At 69.8% G+C, this 15,780-nt stretch carries 14 protein-coding genes and 1 tRNA gene; 11 read left to right on the top strand and 4 right to left on the bottom strand.

The genetic code is table 11. The features are described from left to right. Nucleotides 1–101: 101 nt before the first annotated feature. From QRX50_RS13595 to QRX50_RS13585, 3 genes are read left to right on the top strand one after another with little or no spacing between them, the layout of a single operon-like run. A complete protein-coding gene (locus tag QRX50_RS13595) occupies nt 102–1,472 on the top strand; it encodes a replication initiator (protein ID WP_285972297.1) in 1,371 nt (456 codons plus the stop codon). Continuing rightward, nucleotides 1,444–1,620, top strand: coding sequence for a helix-turn-helix transcriptional regulator (locus QRX50_RS13590; protein WP_285972296.1), 177 nt, complete (start codon nt 1,444–1,446; stop codon nt 1,618–1,620). Before QRX50_RS13595 ends, QRX50_RS13590 begins: the two co-directional genes overlap by 29 nt. Beyond that, nucleotides 1,620–2,777: a tyrosine-type recombinase/integrase gene (locus QRX50_RS13585; RefSeq protein ID WP_285972295.1), complete on the top strand. Its 1,158-nt coding sequence runs from the start codon at nt 1,620–1,622 to the stop codon at nt 2,775–2,777. The genes QRX50_RS13590 and QRX50_RS13585 overlap by 1 nt, the downstream gene beginning before the upstream one ends. A gap of 52 nt (nt 2,778–2,829) precedes the next feature. Here QRX50_RS13585 and QRX50_RS13580 read toward each other — a convergent pair. Further along, nucleotides 2,830–2,905: transfer RNA gene (locus tag QRX50_RS13580), tRNA-Arg, on the bottom strand. A gap of 216 nt (nt 2,906–3,121) precedes the next feature. Between QRX50_RS13580 and QRX50_RS13575 the strand changes: the two genes are divergently transcribed. Next, the gene (locus tag QRX50_RS13575) at nt 3,122–3,595 is read left to right on the top strand and encodes a DUF4190 domain-containing protein (RefSeq protein WP_285972294.1); all 474 of its coding nucleotides are present in this window, start codon (nt 3,122–3,124) and stop codon (nt 3,593–3,595) included. Between the two features lie 48 nt (nt 3,596–3,643). Here the strand turns inward: QRX50_RS13575 and rph are convergent, their stop codons facing one another. Then, nucleotides 3,644–6,232: a rifamycin-inactivating phosphotransferase gene (gene rph / locus QRX50_RS13570; RefSeq protein ID WP_285972293.1), complete on the bottom strand. Its 2,589-nt coding sequence runs from the start codon at nt 6,230–6,232 to the stop codon at nt 3,644–3,646. A gap of 367 nt (nt 6,233–6,599) precedes the next feature. Here rph and QRX50_RS13565 point away from each other — a divergent pair, with 367 nt between their 5' ends. The 7 genes from QRX50_RS13565 to QRX50_RS13535 all read left to right on the top strand — a co-directional run bounded on the left by QRX50_RS13565 (nt 6,600) and on the right by QRX50_RS13535 (nt 13,532). Beyond that, nucleotides 6,600–7,253, top strand: a complete 654-nt coding sequence (locus tag QRX50_RS13565; RefSeq protein ID WP_220244425.1) for a response regulator — start codon at nt 6,600–6,602, stop codon at nt 7,251–7,253. Nucleotides 7,254–7,256: 3 nt separating this feature from the next. Next, nucleotides 7,257–7,877 (top strand): trimeric intracellular cation channel family protein, encoded by a 621-nt coding sequence (locus tag QRX50_RS13560; RefSeq protein WP_285972292.1) that lies wholly within the window; start codon nt 7,257–7,259, stop codon nt 7,875–7,877. Nucleotides 7,878–7,929: 52 nt separating this feature from the next. After that, nucleotides 7,930–8,622 (top strand): response regulator transcription factor, encoded by a 693-nt coding sequence (locus tag QRX50_RS13555; protein ID WP_285972291.1) that lies wholly within the window; start codon nt 7,930–7,932, stop codon nt 8,620–8,622. A 23-nt stretch (nt 8,623–8,645) separates the two neighbouring features. Further along, nucleotides 8,646–10,049 carry a HAMP domain-containing sensor histidine kinase gene (locus tag QRX50_RS13550; protein WP_434533338.1) on the top strand — a complete coding sequence of 468 codons (1,404 nt, stop codon included), beginning with the start codon at nt 8,646–8,648 and terminating at the stop codon, nt 10,047–10,049. 104 nt (nt 10,050–10,153) lie between these two features. Then, on the top strand, nt 10,154–10,954 hold the full coding sequence (locus QRX50_RS13545; protein ID WP_285972289.1) for a DeoR/GlpR family DNA-binding transcription regulator: 801 nt from the start codon (nt 10,154–10,156) through the stop codon (nt 10,952–10,954). Continuing rightward, nucleotides 10,951–12,033: a galactose-1-phosphate uridylyltransferase gene (gene galT / locus QRX50_RS13540; protein ID WP_285972288.1), complete on the top strand. Its 1,083-nt coding sequence runs from the start codon at nt 10,951–10,953 to the stop codon at nt 12,031–12,033. The genes QRX50_RS13545 and galT overlap by 4 nt, the downstream gene beginning before the upstream one ends. 80 nt (nt 12,034–12,113) lie before the next feature. Continuing rightward, the gene (locus QRX50_RS13535; protein WP_285972287.1) at nt 12,114–13,532 is read left to right on the top strand and encodes a S1C family serine protease; all 1,419 of its coding nucleotides are present in this window, start codon (nt 12,114–12,116) and stop codon (nt 13,530–13,532) included. 517 nt (nt 13,533–14,049) lie between these two features. Here QRX50_RS13535 and QRX50_RS13530 read toward each other — a convergent pair. Next, nucleotides 14,050–14,505 (bottom strand): hypothetical protein, encoded by a 456-nt coding sequence (locus QRX50_RS13530; RefSeq protein WP_285972286.1) that lies wholly within the window; start codon nt 14,503–14,505, stop codon nt 14,050–14,052. Next, nucleotides 14,502–15,683, bottom strand: a complete 1,182-nt coding sequence (locus QRX50_RS13525) for a molybdopterin-dependent oxidoreductase (protein ID WP_434533337.1) — start codon at nt 15,681–15,683, stop codon at nt 14,502–14,504. Before QRX50_RS13525 ends, QRX50_RS13530 begins: the two co-directional genes overlap by 4 nt. Between the last annotated feature and the right edge of the window lie 97 nt (nt 15,684–15,780).

Here is a 15,780-nt window from a genome sequence, read left to right as displayed (position 1 = left end):
CACCACCCGCGCACCACGAGCCGGGGCGCGGGAGTCGGCTGCCCACCACGGCCCGGATCCTGCGCCCTTTTCCATGTCTGCCAACGAAAGGGCCCTCGTCGATGCACACGCTCGAAGACCGCCTCGCCGCCCGCGTCCAGGCCCTCGACTACGACACCTGGCGCGCCAAGGTCCACGCCGTCAATGGCTGCGCCCGCCCCATCCGGCTCTCCGGAGCCCACCAGCTCCAGGACGCGACCACCGGACAGGTGCTGCACCACCACGGCGGCGACATCTTCGCCCCGTGCGGCAACCGCCGCGAATCGGTGTGCCCATCCTGCTCGGACCGCTACGCCGCCGACGCGTTCCACCTCATCCGCGCCGGCCTCATCGGCGGGCACAAGGGCGTCCCCGAGACCGTCACCGACCGCCCCCGCGCCTTCGTCACCCTCACCGCCCCCTCGTTCGGGCACGTGCACCACGCCCGCACCAGCGCCCGGGGCAAGCGCATCCCCTGCGGCTGCGGGGAGTTCCACCACGACGCCGACACCCGCGTCGGCACCCCGCTCGACCCCGAGACCTACGACTACACCGGCTCGGTGCTCTGGCAGGCCCACGCCGGCGCCCTGTGGCAGCGCTTCACCACCCGCCTGCGCCGCGAGATCGCCAAACGCGCCGGGCTCAAGGTCCGCGAGTTCACCGAACAGGCCCGCCTCTCCTACTCCAAGGTGGCGGAGTACCAGCGGCGCGGCCTTGTGCACTTCCATGCCGTGGTCCGCCTCGACGGCCCCGAAGGCGCCACCAGCCCGGCCCCCGCATGGGCGCACCCGGACCTGCTCGACGACGCCGTCTACGCCGCCGCTGGAGCCGCCTACGTAAGCGCCCACTACCCCGACGGGACCCCGTTCACCGTCGTGTGGGGCGAACAGGTCGACGTCCGCCGCATCGAACCGATCGGTGCGGCAGAGCTGGAGGACGACGCTGGCCGGATCAGCGAGGGCCGCCTCGCCGCCTACATCGCCAAGTACGCCACCAAGGGCACCGGCAAAAGCGAAGCCGCCGACCGCCCCATCCGCTCGCAACTCGACATCGACTTTCTGAAGGTGAGCGAGCACCACCGCCGCATGATCCAAACCGCATGGAACCTCGGAGACCTGTCCGCCTACGAGGACCTCAATCTGCGCCGCTGGGCCCACATGCTCGGGTTCCGAGGCCACTTCCTCACCAAGTCCCGCGCCTACTCCACCACCTTCAAGGACATTCGCGGCGACCGCCGCCGTTACCGGCTCGAGGAAACCCTCGAGCGCCTCGGCCTGGCCGACCGGGCCGACTCCATCGCCGTGATCAACGCGTGGGACTTCGACGGCGCCGGCTACCGCGACGACGCCGAACGCGAACTCGCCGCCGGCATCGCCGAACGCATCCGAGACGACCGCAAACTCAAATACAGCAAGGAAAACGACCATGGACAAGAAACTGCTCAGCGTGGATGACCTCGCCGGCTACCTCGACGTGCCGGTCAACACCGTCTACCAGTGGCGCAAGACTGGCAAGGGCCCCAAGGGCTACAAGATTGGCAAGTACGTCCGGTTCCGGGCCGACGAGGTCGATGCCTGGATCGACGGCCAGGGAACGGCCTGATGGCGCGTCCACCGCTGCCCCTCGGTACCTGGGGCAAGATCAGGACGTACGCGCTGACAGGCGGACACCGCGCCGTAGCGAACTACAAGGACTACGACGGTGTTACGCGTCCGGTGGAGCGTGTCGGGGCTACGAAGACCCAGGCCGTCAACAACTTGCTTGAAGCGCTTCGCGATCGTGCGCGGCGCAGCAGCGACGGCGAGATCAAGCCCGACACGAAGGTGTCCGTTGCAGCGTCAATGTGGCTCAAAGAGGTGGACGAATCGAGCAAGGCCGCTCGGACCAAGCGGGAGTATCGCGACACGTGGAATCGCTACCTCGCGGGTCCGCTGGGTGAGCGGCGTGTCGGTGACGTGCGCGTCTCAACAGTGAACCGGGTGATCATCGAGACGCGCGATCGCCACGGCCGTGGGGCGGCATCACACCCGAAGGTCGTGCTGTCCGGGATCTTCAGCCTCGTTGTTCGGCATGACGCTCTCGACAAGAACCCGGTGAGGGAGATCGAGAGCCTCGGTACCCGGAAGCGGAAAAAGGAGCGCATGGTCAATTCCGCAAGCATTAGTCGGGTGCTGGGCGTGTTCCATGCGTCCGAGGATGCGAAGCGGTGGGACCTCGTCGACATGGCCGACGTGCTGTCTGGGCTTGGCTGTCGCATCGGTGAGCTTCTCGCACTCGATTGGGACACGTCGATCAACTTCGACGCTGGGACGGTGCGGTTTCACGGCACCGTGATCCGGGTTACCGGACAAGGACTGTTCGTCCAGGACCACACCAAGAGCCGTGCCGGGATGCGCACCGTACGGCCCCCGGCTTGGGTCATGGACATCCTGAAGAGGCGCCACGCCGACGCCACGTCCGCGTGGGTGTTTCCTTCGGCTGCGGAGACGCTCAGAGATCCGGACAACACTCGCGCGCGGATCCGCAGGGTGGTCGCCCAGACGCCGTTCAAAGGGTTGCACCCGCACGACTTCCGGCACTACGTCGCCGGCGTCCTCGACGATGCAGGGTTGACGGCGCGCGAGATTGCCGACTACCTCGGGCACGAGCGCATCAGCACGACCCAGGAGGACTACATGGAGCGCGGGGTTGTCGGCGAGGACGTCGGCCCAGCGCTGGCGGCTCGCCCGAAGATTGAACTTCCCAAACACGAGGGTTAAGCGTGGGCTCCCGGCAAACCAATCCCCTGGCCATACTCTGCGACCAGGGGATTGGTGCCCCCGGCAGGATTCGAACCTGCGACACCCGCTTTAGGAGAGCGGTGCTCTATCCCCTGAGCTACGAGGGCATGTGTAGCCAGCCAGTAGCTTACCGGTCCCGCACACCCTGACAAGCACCTACCTGCTCGACCGGCGGCGTCACCCGCGCGGGGACGCCGGTGCGCGGCGTTTTGAAGATCATTTCAACCCACCTCGGCATGATTGGTAACGATCAGGCATTCCACCCGATAAGGCGTGCGCCGGGCCGTAAAGTTCCGGTTCCCATCCGTGGAAAGGTGAAGTACGTGAGCACGCCCGACAACCCTGAGCAGTACCAGCAGTACCCGGCCGGCCAGAGCGCCCCCTTCGCGGCTCCGCCGGTCGGCGCCGGTTACGGGCAGCAGCAGCCCGTGGGCGGCGCGCCGCGCAACGGGTTCGGCGTTACGGCCCTCGTGCTGGGCATCATCGCCCTCGTCCTGTGCTGGACGGTGTGGGGCGGCATCATCCTGGGCGTCCTCGCGCTGATCTTCGGCATCCTCGGCGTCAAGCGCGCCAACCGCGGCCAGGCGACGAACAAGGGTGCCTCGATCGCCGGCATCGTCACCGGCAGCATCGGCCTGGTCATCGGTGCGGTGATCCTCATCGCGATCGGCTCGATCTTCGCGTCGTACGGCAGCCAGCTCAGCGACCTGCAGGACTGCCTGAACAAGGCCGGCACCGACAGCTCGCAGATCCAGAGCTGCCGGCAGCAGTTCAGCGACAACGTGCAGAACCGCTGACCAAGCCGTAGGGCCGTCGGGGATCGGGTGATCCCCGACGGCCGGGCGTCAGTCGAGGAGCTCGACGTAGCCGTTGGTGCCGTTCACGCGGATCCGCTGCCCGTCGCGGATCAGCCGGGTGGCCTGGTTGACGCCGACGACGGCGGGCAGGCCGTATTCGCGGGCGACGACCGCGCCGTGGGTCATCAGGCCGCCGACCTCCGTGACCAGGCCGGCGATCGTCACGAACACCGGTGACCAGCTGGGGTCGGTGTAGGCGGTCACGAGGATGTCGTCCGCGTCCAGGTCGGCTTCGGCGAGGTCCAGGACGACGCGGGCGCGGCCCTCGACCGTGCCGGTGGACACCGGCAGGCCGGGCAGCGCCCCGGCCGGTGCGTCCGAACGCCGGTAGCTCCCGGAGACGGTTTCGCCCTCGGAGGTGAGCACCCGCTGCGGGGTGAGCGCCTGGTCGGCCTCGAACTGTTCCTTGCGCCGGCGGATGAGGTCCGCGTCGGCGACTCCGGTGCGGGCGACCTCGTGCAGTTCCTGGAACCGCAGCGAAAAGCTGTCCTCCGGCGCCTCGAGCACACCGGCCTCGACGAGCCGTTCGGCCTCGGCCAGCAGCGCCTTCTTGTACTGGAAATAGCGGCTGATCATCCCGTACTTGGGGTATTCACGGTAGCCGACAAAGGTGCGCAGCCGGTCGATCATCGCCTTGGTCTCTTCGGCTTTTCGCGCGCCGTCGGGCAGAATCCGCAAACGCTCCAGCAGTTCCTGTTCTTTCTGCCCGGCTTCCCGCAGCCCTTGGTCGAAACGCCGCCGGGCCGCCCCGGGTTCGAAGTTGTCGACGTTGCCGAGCAACACGGGCAGCAGCGTGCTGGGACGTTCGCTCCACCGCGGCCGTGTGATGTCGATTTCGCCGACGCACCGCATGCCATAAGTGTCGAGATACGCCAGGATCGCGTCCCGTGCTTCACTTCCGCCCGGCAACTCGGGAAGTTCGTCCAGGAAGCCCTCGTTCCGCACGGTCCGGAGAAACGCCACCACCTTTGCGTGCGGGCGGAGGACATCGGCGACATCCAGCAGGGCGAGGCCCATTTCCGACGAGACGTTGTCGGGCGCGGACTGCGAGAGCGTGTCGGCGGCGTTCTCCTCGCCCAGCCATTCGTGCAGGTGTTCGTTCAGCCACGTCGTCGCGTCCATTCCGGCCATGATCGCCTGGTGACTGTGCGGGTTGAACAACAGCCGCCGCAGTTCCTGCAGATCCGCGAGGATGAAGTCGAACAACTCCGCACCGCGTTTCTCCCGGATATCACGCTCGAGCGCGGCCAGCGACGCTTTGCTCTCCGCGATCAGCCCGTGGACGATCGCGGGGTTCGTCTCGATCGGCTCGGGTGCGACGCCGAACGGCAGGGGAGCGGCGCCGCCTTCGGTCGGCTCCGGCAGGAAACCGCGGTCGAGCACGGTCTGCAGCGCGTCGCGCATCAGCGGATCGGACGCCCCCATCATCTCCAGGTACCCGGCGCGCCCGGCCTTCGTCGCCAAGCCGGGGGTGGCGTCGACGAACAGCCGGCTGCCCGCCTCCGCCATGGGCCGCGGCGTGGTCAGCTGCCACACGGACAGGCCGAGCGGCCGCATCGCGTCGGTCATCATCTGCTGGTGCCCGACCGAGAGGTAGACGTGGTTGCCCTCGTCGGCGGCAGGCGGGATCGGGAACAGCGTGGTGATCGGCCGGCTCTGCACGACCTGGAACTCGCCGTCGGCCAGGCACCACTCGATGTCCTGGGGCCGGCCGAACTGCGCTTCGATGCGGCGGCCCAGCCGTTCCAGCTCCAGCACCTGCTCGTCGGTCAGCGCCGGGCGCTCCTGCTCCTCCGGCGCGATCGTGTCCTCCCGGGTGCCGCCGCCGGGCACCGCGTGGATGGCGAGCTGCTTGGCCGACACCGTCTTCTCGACGATTTCCCCTTCGCGCACCCGGTAGCTGTCGGCGTTCACCAGCCCGGAGACGAGCGCTTCGCCGAGGCCGAACCCGGCGTCGACGGTCGTGACCTTCCGGTTCGACGTGATCGGGTCGGCCGTGAACAGGATCCCGGACGCCTCCGACAGCACCATCCGCTGCACCACCACGGCCATGTGGACCCGGCGGTGGTCGAAACCGTTGCGCAGACGGTAGGTCACGGCCCGGTCGGTGAACAGCGAGGCCCAGCAGAGCCGGATGTGCTCGCGGACCGCCGCCGGCCCGACGACGTTCAGGTACGTGTCCTGCTGGCCGGCGAACGAGGCCGTCGGCAGGTCTTCAGCCGTCGCGCTGGAGCGCACGGCGTAGGCGGCTCCCGGCTCCACCGGCGCGATCAGCGCGGCCGCCACGTCGTCCGGAACGGCTGCCGCGGAAACGACCGCACGGATCTGCGCGCTCAGCTCCGCGATCGGGTCCCGGTCGTCGGGATCCAGCCGGGCCAGGCGGTCCAGCGCGCTCTCGAACGCCGGCACCTCCGCCAGCACCTGCCGAAAAGCACGTGTCGTCACGCAATACCCGGGCGGCACCAGCACGCCCTCGATCCGCGATAGCTCCCCCAGGTGCGCACCCTTGCCTCCGGCGAGGTCGACCTGGCTCCGGTCGATCTCTCCGAAATCCAGCACGAGCTCGGTTACGCCCACTCTTCGTCCCCCGTTTTCCATGGCCGGAGAATTCCGGCCGAGGCGGACGATTGTGAACGACGACCGGGGTCTTGCCACAAGTGCGGGGGTGCGCTATAGGTTGGAAGGGGCGGGAGGAGTACTTGCTCTTCCGCCGCATCCGTCCGGTCTGGACACCCACCTGTGAAGCTCACGGCTGTGGGTCAACCGACGACCGGACCCGCCCGTGTGGGGGACCCAGGTAGGCGGGGACCAGCACGATCACGGACCGGCCGGACCAGTGGCATCACCTGGTCGTGTCTTGTTTCGAAACCTTGAACAACAGTAGGTAATCTTCCTAAACGGGAAGCGGGGAGCCGCTTCGACCACCGGCTGCCGGAGGGCTTCGTTGATCAAGCTCATGTTCGCGGACGACGAGGAACTGGTTCGTTCGGGCCTGCGCGCCATGATGTCCGGGGCCGCGGACATCGAGATCGTGGGTGAGGCGAGCGACGGCAGATCCGCGGTGGAGGTGGCGCGGCGCTATCACCCCGACGTGGCGCTGCTCGACATCAAGATGCGCGCGCCCGACGACGGGATTCGCGCGCTGCGGGCCATCCTCGCGCTGCCGGACCCGCCCATGGTCGCGATGCTGACGACGTTCGACATCGACGAGTACGTGAGCCTCGCGCTGCGGCTCGGCGCCAACGGCTTCCTGCTGAAGGACATTGACCCCTCGGCTCTCCTGCGCGCCATCCGTGACCTGGCCAAAGGCGGCGCCGTGCTGGACCCGGGCGTGGCGGCGCGCATGGTCCAGTCCCATCGCGACGAGCAGCGGGCCGCGCAGCCGGCGCGCAAGCTCCTCGCCTCGCTCTCGGAACGGGAGCGCGAGGTGGTCGCGCTGATCGGACAGGGGTTGTCGAACGCGGAGATCGGCGGGCGGCTGCACCTGTCGGAGGCCACGGTGAAGGGATACGTGTCCGCGGTGCTCTCCAAGATCGGCGCCGCCAACCGCGTGCAGGCCGCGCTGCTGGCCTACCGCGGCGGGCTGCTCGACCAGTAGCGGATGGTGCTCACCGCGCTCGAGCTGCTCGGGCTGGTGGCGTTCGCGGCGTCCGGGGCGCTGGCCGCCGTCCGGGCGCGCCTCGACGTGTTCGGCGTGATCGTCGTCGGTCTCACCACGGCGCTGGGCGGCGGCATCATCCGCGACGTCCTCCTCGGCATCCACCCGCCGACGACGTTGCGGAACTGGCCGTACCTCGCCGTCTGCGCGGCGACGGCGCTGATCGTGTTCGCGTTTCACCCCCAGGTCGCGCGGCTGAGGCGCGCGGTGCTGCTCGCCGACGCGCTGGGCCTGGGCGTGTTCGCGACGGCCGGCACGACGATCGCGCTCAACGCCGGCGCCACTGCCTACGCCGCGTGCTTGATCGGCATGACGAGCGGCATCGGCGGCGGCGCACTGCGTGACCTGCTGCTGCGCGAGATCCCGCTCGTCCTGCGCAAGGAGATCTACGCCGTCGCCGCGCTCGCCGGGGCGGTGCTCGTCGCGATCGGTCACGCTCTGCCACTGCCGTCGGGTGCGGTGACGGTTGTCGCGGCGGCGGTGGTGGTAACGATTCGGCTGGTGGCTCTGTGGCGGCACTGGAACGCGCCCGTGGCCCGGCCTGGTGATACCGACTCTTTGTGAGTTCTGCGTGTGTTCTTAGGCGGGTCTCAGCACTCTGCGTAAGACTGGCGTCATGCGCATCCTTGTGGTGGACGACGATCGAGCCGTCCGTGAGTCGCTCAGGCGGTCCCTGGAGTTCAACGGGTACACCGTCGAGCTCGCCAGCGACGGTGCGCAGGCCCTGGAGACGATCATCGCGAACCGGCCGGACGCGATGGTGCTGGACGTGATGATGCCGCGCCTCGACGGGCTCGAGGTGGCCCGCCGCCTGCGCAGCACCGGCGACGATCTGCCCATCCTCGTGCTGACCGCCCGCGACACCGTCTCCGACCGGGTCTCCGGTCTCGACGCCGGCGCCGACGACTACCTGCCCAAACCGTTCGCCCTGGAAGAACTGCTCGCCCGCCTGCGCGCGCTGCTGCGCCGCGCCGTGCCGGACAACCAGCAGGGCGAGACGAGCGAGGTGCTGTCGTTCGCCGACCTCACGCTGGACCCCGGCACTCGCGAAGTCCGCCGGAGTGGCCGCGAGATCAGCCTCACCCGTACCGAGTTCGCGCTGCTCGAGTTGTTCCTCTCGTACCCCAAGCACGTGCTGACCCGCGGAAGGATTCTGGAGGAAGTATGGGGTTACGACTTCCCGACGTCGGGCAACGCGCTGGAGGTCTACGTCGGCTATTTGCGTCGCAAGACGGAAGCGGGCAACGAACCGAGGCTGATCCACACGGTGCGGGGAGTGGGCTACGTCCTGCGCGAAACTCCGCCGTGACCGACGCCCCCGCGAGCACCGCTGTGCCGACCGTCGACGTCACCGACCCGCGCGGCGACCGTTGGGGCACCCGCCGCTTCTCGCTGCGCGGCCGCGTGACGCTGCTGGCCGCCGCCTGCGTGGCCGGCGCCGTGGCGCTCGTGTCGCTGGGCGCGTACATGATCGTGTCGAGCAACCTCTACCAGCAGCTCGACAACAACCTGCTCGCGCGCGCCCAGGCGGCGGTGAACTCGCCGCCGGTGCAGACGCAGCTCGAGCAGGTGCCCGGTGCGTTCCTCGCGAGCGCCGACCTGCAGATCGGGCAGCTCAACGCCTACAGCAACAAGCTCATCTACCCGCAGGCCGGCTCGCCGCCGCCATACGGGCCGCTCGAGCTGGACGTGGCCACGGGACAGTCGCCGAGGTCGCTGCGCACCGACGTCGCCACCGATACGCGGGTGGTCGCTCTGCCGTCGGGGCACGGCGAGGCCATGGTGCTCGCGCAGTCGATGGAGCCCACGAAACGCACGCTCAACGAGCTGGCCGTTGTCCTCTTCCTCGTGGGCGGCGCCGGGATCGTGGTCGCCGCGGGGGCCGGCACGGCCGTCGCGCGCACCGGGCTGCGGCCGGTCGACCGGCTGACGTCGGCCGCCGAGCGCGTCGCCGCCACCGGCGACCTGCGGCCGATTCCCGTGAGCGGTGACGACGAGCTCGCCCGCCTCACGCAAAGCTTCAACACGATGCTCGGCACGGTCGCCGACTCCCAGGAACGGCAACGCCAGCTCGTCGCCGACGCCGGTCACGAGCTGCGCACCCCGCTGACTTCCTTGCGCACCAACCTGGAGCTGCTGCTCTCGGCCAGCCGGCCGGGCGCCCGCTCGCTGCCGGAGGAGGACCGCGCCGACATCGAGGCCGACATCCGCGGGCAGCTCGACGAGCTCACCCAGCTCATCGGCGACCTCGTGGAGCTCGCCCGCCAGGACGAGCCGCGTGAGCAGACCGAGCGCGTCGAGCTGGTCGACGTCGTCGAGCGCGCCCTCGACCGCGCCCGTCGCCGCGCCGGGGACATCGAGTTCGAAGTGGACCTGCAGCCGTGGGTCCTGACCGGGGACAACAGCTCGCTCGAACGGGCCGTGCTCAACCTGCTGGACAACGCCGTCAAGTTCTCGCCGTCCGGTTCGCGCGTGCGGGTGACGCTGCGGCCGCTCGGCGACGGCACGGCCGTGGTCGAGGTGGCCGACTCCGGCCCGGGCATCGCCGAGGAGGACCTGCCCAAGGTGTTCGACCGCTTCTACCGCTCCTCGGAAGCCCGTACGCTGCCGGGTTCCGGCCTCGGCCTGTCGATCGTGAAGCAGGCCGCCGAACGCCACGGCGGCGCGGTCTACGCCATGCACGCCCCGGAAGGTGGTGCGCTCCTCACGATCCGGCTGCCGGGCGCCCCCGGCTGACTCCTCGCCCGTCCGGGGGATGCCCCGGGTGGCACGTCCCGCACACCGCATGTTTGATCGTGTAGGATTTTGTGTGGTTGATGGTTCGTGCTTGAGGAGTGGCGGTGCTCGCACGTCAGCGACAGGCGGTGATCCTCGAGGAGGCACGCCGGACCGGTGCGGTCCGGGTCAGTGACCTCGTCGCGCGGCTCGGCGTGTCCGACATGACGGTGCGCCGCGACCTCGACGTGCTCGCCGGCCGCGGCCTGGTCGAGAAGGTCTACGGCGGCGCGACGTCGGTGGTCGGCAAGAGCACCGACGAGCCCGGCTTCGAGGCGAAGTCCGTGCGCCAGCGCGCGCAGAAGGAGGCCATCGCCGAGCTCGCCGCCGGCCTGGTGAAGCCCGGCACCGCGATCGGCCTGTCCGCCGGCACCACCACGTGGACGCTGGCCCGCGCGCTCGACCCCATTCCGGGGCTGACCATCGTCACCAACTCCATCCAGGTCGCCGACGTACTGCGCGCCTCCACGCAACCCGACCGCACGGTCGTGCTCACCGGCGGCGTGCGCACGCCGTCCGACGCGCTCGTCGGCCCGGTCGCCGTGCACAGCCTGCGCTCCCTGCACCTGGACCTCGTTTTCCTCGGCGTGCACGGCATGGCCGAAGGCGCCGGTTTCACCACCCCGAACCTCACCGAGAGCGAAACCGACCGCGCGCTCGTGGAGGCCGGCCGTCGGCTGGTGGTGCTCGCCGACCACACGAAGTGGGGCATCGTCGGCATCTCCACGATCGCCGACCTCGAAGAGGCCCACGTGGTGGTGACCGACGACGGACTTCCCGACTCGGCGAGGGAGACCCTCACCGAGCGGGTCGGAGAACTGATGATCGCCGAAACGGCGGAGAACCTCGAGGCAGAAGACGCGTGAAACGCACCTTGCGACACCTGGCGGACGGCCGGGAGATCATCTACTTCGACCACGACGGCGAGCACGAGCGCACCGCCGAGGACACCCGCGACCTCCCGCCGGTGGCCGCGGCGTCGGAGATCCGCCTCGACCCGCTGACCCGCGAGTGGGTGGCCATGGCCGCGCACCGGCAGACGCGCACGTACAAGCCGCCGGCCGACCTGTGCCCGCTCGACCCGACCACGCCGGGGCGCCCCACCGAGATTCCGGAACCGGACTACGACGTGGTCGTGTTCGAGAACCGGTTCCCCTCGTTCTCCCAGAACGCGCACGGCGATCCGTCCACTGTGGACGATCTTGGCCTCGTACCGACGGCGCCGGGCCGCGCGCGTTGCGAGGTCGTGTGCTTCTCCAGCGACCACGGCGGCTCGTTCTCCCAGCTGAGCCCCGAACGCGTGCGCCTGGTCGTGGACGCGTGGGCCGACCGCACACTCGCACTGGGTGAGACCCCGGGCGTCGAGCAGGTCTACCCGTTCGAAAACCGCGGCGAAGAGATCGGCGTGACGCTCTCGCACCCCCACGGCCAGATCTACGGCTACCCCTTCGTCACGCCCAAAACCGAGCGGATGCTCGACGTCGCGCGCGCGTACCGCGAAGAACACGGCCGCCCGGTGATGGGCGACGTGCTGGCAGCGGAGCAGAAATCCGGCGCGCGCGTGCTCGTGGAAGGCGAGCACTGGACGGCGTTCGTGCCCCCGGCCGCGCGCTGGCCCGTGCACATCCAGGTCGTGCCGCACCGCCAGGTGCCCGACATCCCCGCGCTCACCGACGCCGAGCGCGACGACTTCGCCCGCGTGTACCTCGACGTGCTGCGCCGCTGCGACGCGCTCTACGACCGCCCGTTGCCCTACATCGCCGCGTGGCACCAGGCACCCGTGCGGCGCGACCGCGACCTGGCGTGGCTGCACCTCGAGCTGTTCTCCGTGTTGCGGGCCAAGGACAAGCTCAAGTACCTCGCGGGGTCCGAGTCCGGCATGGCCGTGTGGATCAACGACGCGACGCCCGAGCAGATCGCGGAGCGCCTTCGCGCAGCGGGCTGAGTTACCGGGCGCGGCATACTCATCTCCGAAACACAGGTTCGGCTCAGGAACCTCTCAGGCCCGGCCGCTTAGGTGAGGATATGACCGAGAACGACCCCCACGCGCACGACTCCGCGGCGGGTCGCCAGAACCCGGGTGCCCAGCCGGGCACCGAGGGTCAGGCGGCCTGGAGTCAGCCCACCGCCCCCGGCGCGTCACCCGCGCCCGCGCCCGCCTCCGGCGAGCAGCCCACCTACGGCGAGCAGGCGCAGCAGAACCCCGGGTACGCCACGGCGAACCCGTGGTCCGCGCAGGGCGCGCAGACCGGTCCGATGGGCTACAACAACCCGTACCCGCCCACCGGCGGCACGACGCAGCAGCAGTACGCCGCCCCGGGCACGTACAGCGTTCCCCCGGCTCCCGCGCCCAAGAAGTCCGGCCCGGGCAAGCTGCTGGCGGGCGTCGCCGCGATCGCGCTCGTCATCGGCGGCGTCGCGGGCGGCACCGTCGGCTACCTCACGGGCGGCTCGTCCGGCCCGTCGGTCAACGCCCTCGACCAGCCGAAGCCCGCGCAGCAGACGGGCAACGCGCCGTCCGGCTCCATCGAATCCGTGGCGCAGAAGCTGTCGCCGAGCGTCGTCGAGCTGCAGGTCTCCGGCCGCACGGCCGCGGGCGAGGGTTCCGGGTTCGTGCTCAGCACCGACGGCTACATCCTCACCAACAACCACGTGGTCGAGGTCGCCGCCAACGGCGGCCAGATCCAGGCCGTGTTCCAGGACGGCAAGAAGGCCGCCGCGAGCGTCGTCGGCCGCGACCCGACGACCGACATCGCGGTGGTGAAGGTCAGCGGCGTGAGCGGCCTGAAGCCGGTCGAGCTCGGCCGGTCCGACGACCTGCGCGTCGGTCAGCCGGTGGTCGCCATCGGCTCGCCGTTCGAGCTCAGCGGCACGGTCACCTCCGGCATCGTCAGCTCCCTGCACCGGCCGGTGCAGGCCGGCGGCGACGAGACCGACCAGACCACGGTCATGGACGCCATCCAGACCGACGCCGCGATCAACCCCGGCAACTCCGGTGGCCCGCTCGCGAACATGAACGGCCAGGTCATCGGCATCAACTCGGCCATCTACAGCCCCAACAACGGGCAGGGTGGCCAGGGCGGTGCGTCGCAGGGCGGCAACGTCGGCATCGGTTTCGCCATCCCGATCGACCAGGCGCGCCGCACGGCCAACGACATCATCAACACCGGCCACGCCACGCAGACGTTCATCGGCGCCAAGGTCACCGACGCTCCGCAGGGCGGCGCACAGCTTGGCGACATCACGCCTGGCAGCCCCGCCGAGAAGGCCGGCCTGAAGTCGGGCGACATCGTCACGAAGATCGACGACCGCGCCATCGACAGCGCAGACACGCTCGTCGCGGCCATCCGCACCCGCGCCCCCGACGAGAAGGCGACGTTCACCCTCTCCGGCGGCCGCACCGTGCAGGTGACCCTGGGCGGCCAGCCCGTGCCGGCGAACTGATCGCTCGGCCGCGGACGCGGCCGAGACCAACCACGGCCTGACCCCCTGGGCAGGGGCCGGACCCTTGAAGGCCACGCGCGACCGGGCACTTGATGCCGGTCGCGCGTGGCCGTTTGCGTTGCCGACGCATTCGACAGCCTCGGCCTCCGGTGGTGGCCTCGCGACGGTTGACGGTTACTGCCAGGACCAGTTCGCGGCGGAACTCCCCGAGCTGATTCCCCGGTCGTCGCAGGCAGATGCGCTCGGCAGCTCGAAAACCGTTGGCCACACGCTCGTCGGTCACTGTGAGCGGCATGGCGGCACCCGGCTCACAGCGCTTCGGGCGCGGCCGGCTGCGTTGTCCGGAAGATTCCTTCGTGATTCCCGGGACTGTGACCAGGAACTTTTGCCCAGTAAGGAAAATTCGTGGGGAATCGATGTTTAGCCCGTGCAACCTGTGGGCACCTCACCCCCCGCACGGAGACCTCTCCGTACCGAGTCGGAGGCGGTACGGAGAGGTCTCCGGCGTCTTCCCGGCCTACTGCGCGGCAACGCCCTTCGCCGCGGGACGGCGCGGTTTCCGCTGCGCCAGCACGGTGCGGGCCACCCCGGTCAGGATCACGACGGCCCATACCACCGCCAGCGTCAGCAGCAGCCCCGCCCACGTGTTGCCGTCGTGCAGGCCCGGCTTGGGGATGACGCCGTAGGTGCGCCACAGCAACGGGAACGCGATGAACCCGAGCACGGCTGTCAGCACCGCCCCCACCTGCACGGGCGCCCGCCACGCCGCCGGCAGCACCCGCGCGAGCAGCAGGCCCAGCACACCCGCCACCGGCGCGAACACGGCGTCGTTGACGATCGGGCCGCCGCCGATCCACAGCACGGTCTTGAAGCTCTCCGGCCACACGGGCGCCGCGTAGTCGACGAACAGCGACGCGCCGAAGCCGAGCGCCGCCAGGCCTGCCAGCGCGAGCAGGATCCGGATGATTTTCACAGCACCTCCAGCTTTTCGACCCACTTCGTCTGGAGCACACCCGGACGGCTCGGCGCGATCACGCGGCACGGGTAGCCGTGGTCGACGTCGAGCACCTCGCCGTTGAGCTCCAGCGCCAGCAGGGTCAGGTCGTCGGCCGTGTGCTCGCCCGGGAGCGTGCTGGCGCCGTACAGGCCGGTCTTGTCGAGCGACGACACGCGCACCTGGGCACCCGGCTCGGCGCCGACCGCGCGCAACAGCGTGGGGAACGAGATCCCGCGCCAGCTCGCCATCTGGCTCCAGCCCTCGACGCACGCGATCGGCAGGTCGGCGCTCACCTGCGGCAGCACCCGCAAGTCGGCCAGCGTGAACTGCTTCGTCCCGCCCCGCGTCACCACCGACAGCCGCCAGTTCGGGTCGACCGCCGTCCGCGTCACGCGCGCCGCGACGGCGGTGCGGTTCACCGGCAGCTTCTGCAGGCCCTTGTCGGTCTTCCACGAGAGCCCGGAGACGTCCTTCAGCCACGGCACGGTCGCGCCCGCCGTGGACAGCACCGCCACGCCCGTCGCGATCCACGTCGTCCGCAGGAAACCGCGTCTGGTGAACCCGTACACCGGCTTCTTCTCGGCCTTCTTGGCCGGCTGTTCCTCCGGCTGAGCCGCAGACTTCGTGTCGGGCTGTTCTTCCGGCACCGTCTCGCGGGTCAGCGCCCGCCGCACGATCGGCAGCTTCACCGCTACGTGCACCACCACCGACCCGATCGCCACCCACGCCACCGCGTAGTGCACTTCCGGGAAGTAGAAGTTCCACGGGTAGTTCTGCGCGACGTTCAGCAACCCCGAGCTCAGTTCGAAGAACGCCGACCCCGACAGCACCAGGATCGACACCCGCTCCAGCGCGTGTGGCAACGACTTCACCAACGGCCGCTCGAACAGCTTCGGGAAGACGCTCCACAGCTTCGCCAGCAGCAACGGGATCGCCGCGATACCCGAGATCACGTGCGCGCCCTGCGTCAGCCGGTACAGCCACACTGGACGGCTGGGCCAGAAGAACCACTCCGGCGGGTGCTGGATCAGGTGGCTGAGCAGGCCCGTGACGAAGCAGATGAGGAACGCCAGCCCCAGCAGCGAGCCGATCCGCGCCGTCACGCGCTCGCCGTGCGCCCCGCCCTTGAACTGCTCCTCACGCGGAATCGGCAGCTTCTCGATCCGCTCGTCCACGCGCGCTTTCGCTTGCTCCGCCCGCACTTTCGCGCGCGCGGCACCCGCCCGCGCCTGCGCGGCCCGCTCGCCGAAC

It is taken from the genome of Amycolatopsis sp. 2-15 (assembly GCF_030285625.1).
GTDB lineage: Bacteria > Actinomycetota > Actinomycetes > Mycobacteriales > Pseudonocardiaceae > Amycolatopsis > Amycolatopsis carbonis.
This window is presented reverse-complemented; position numbering and strand designations above follow the sequence as displayed.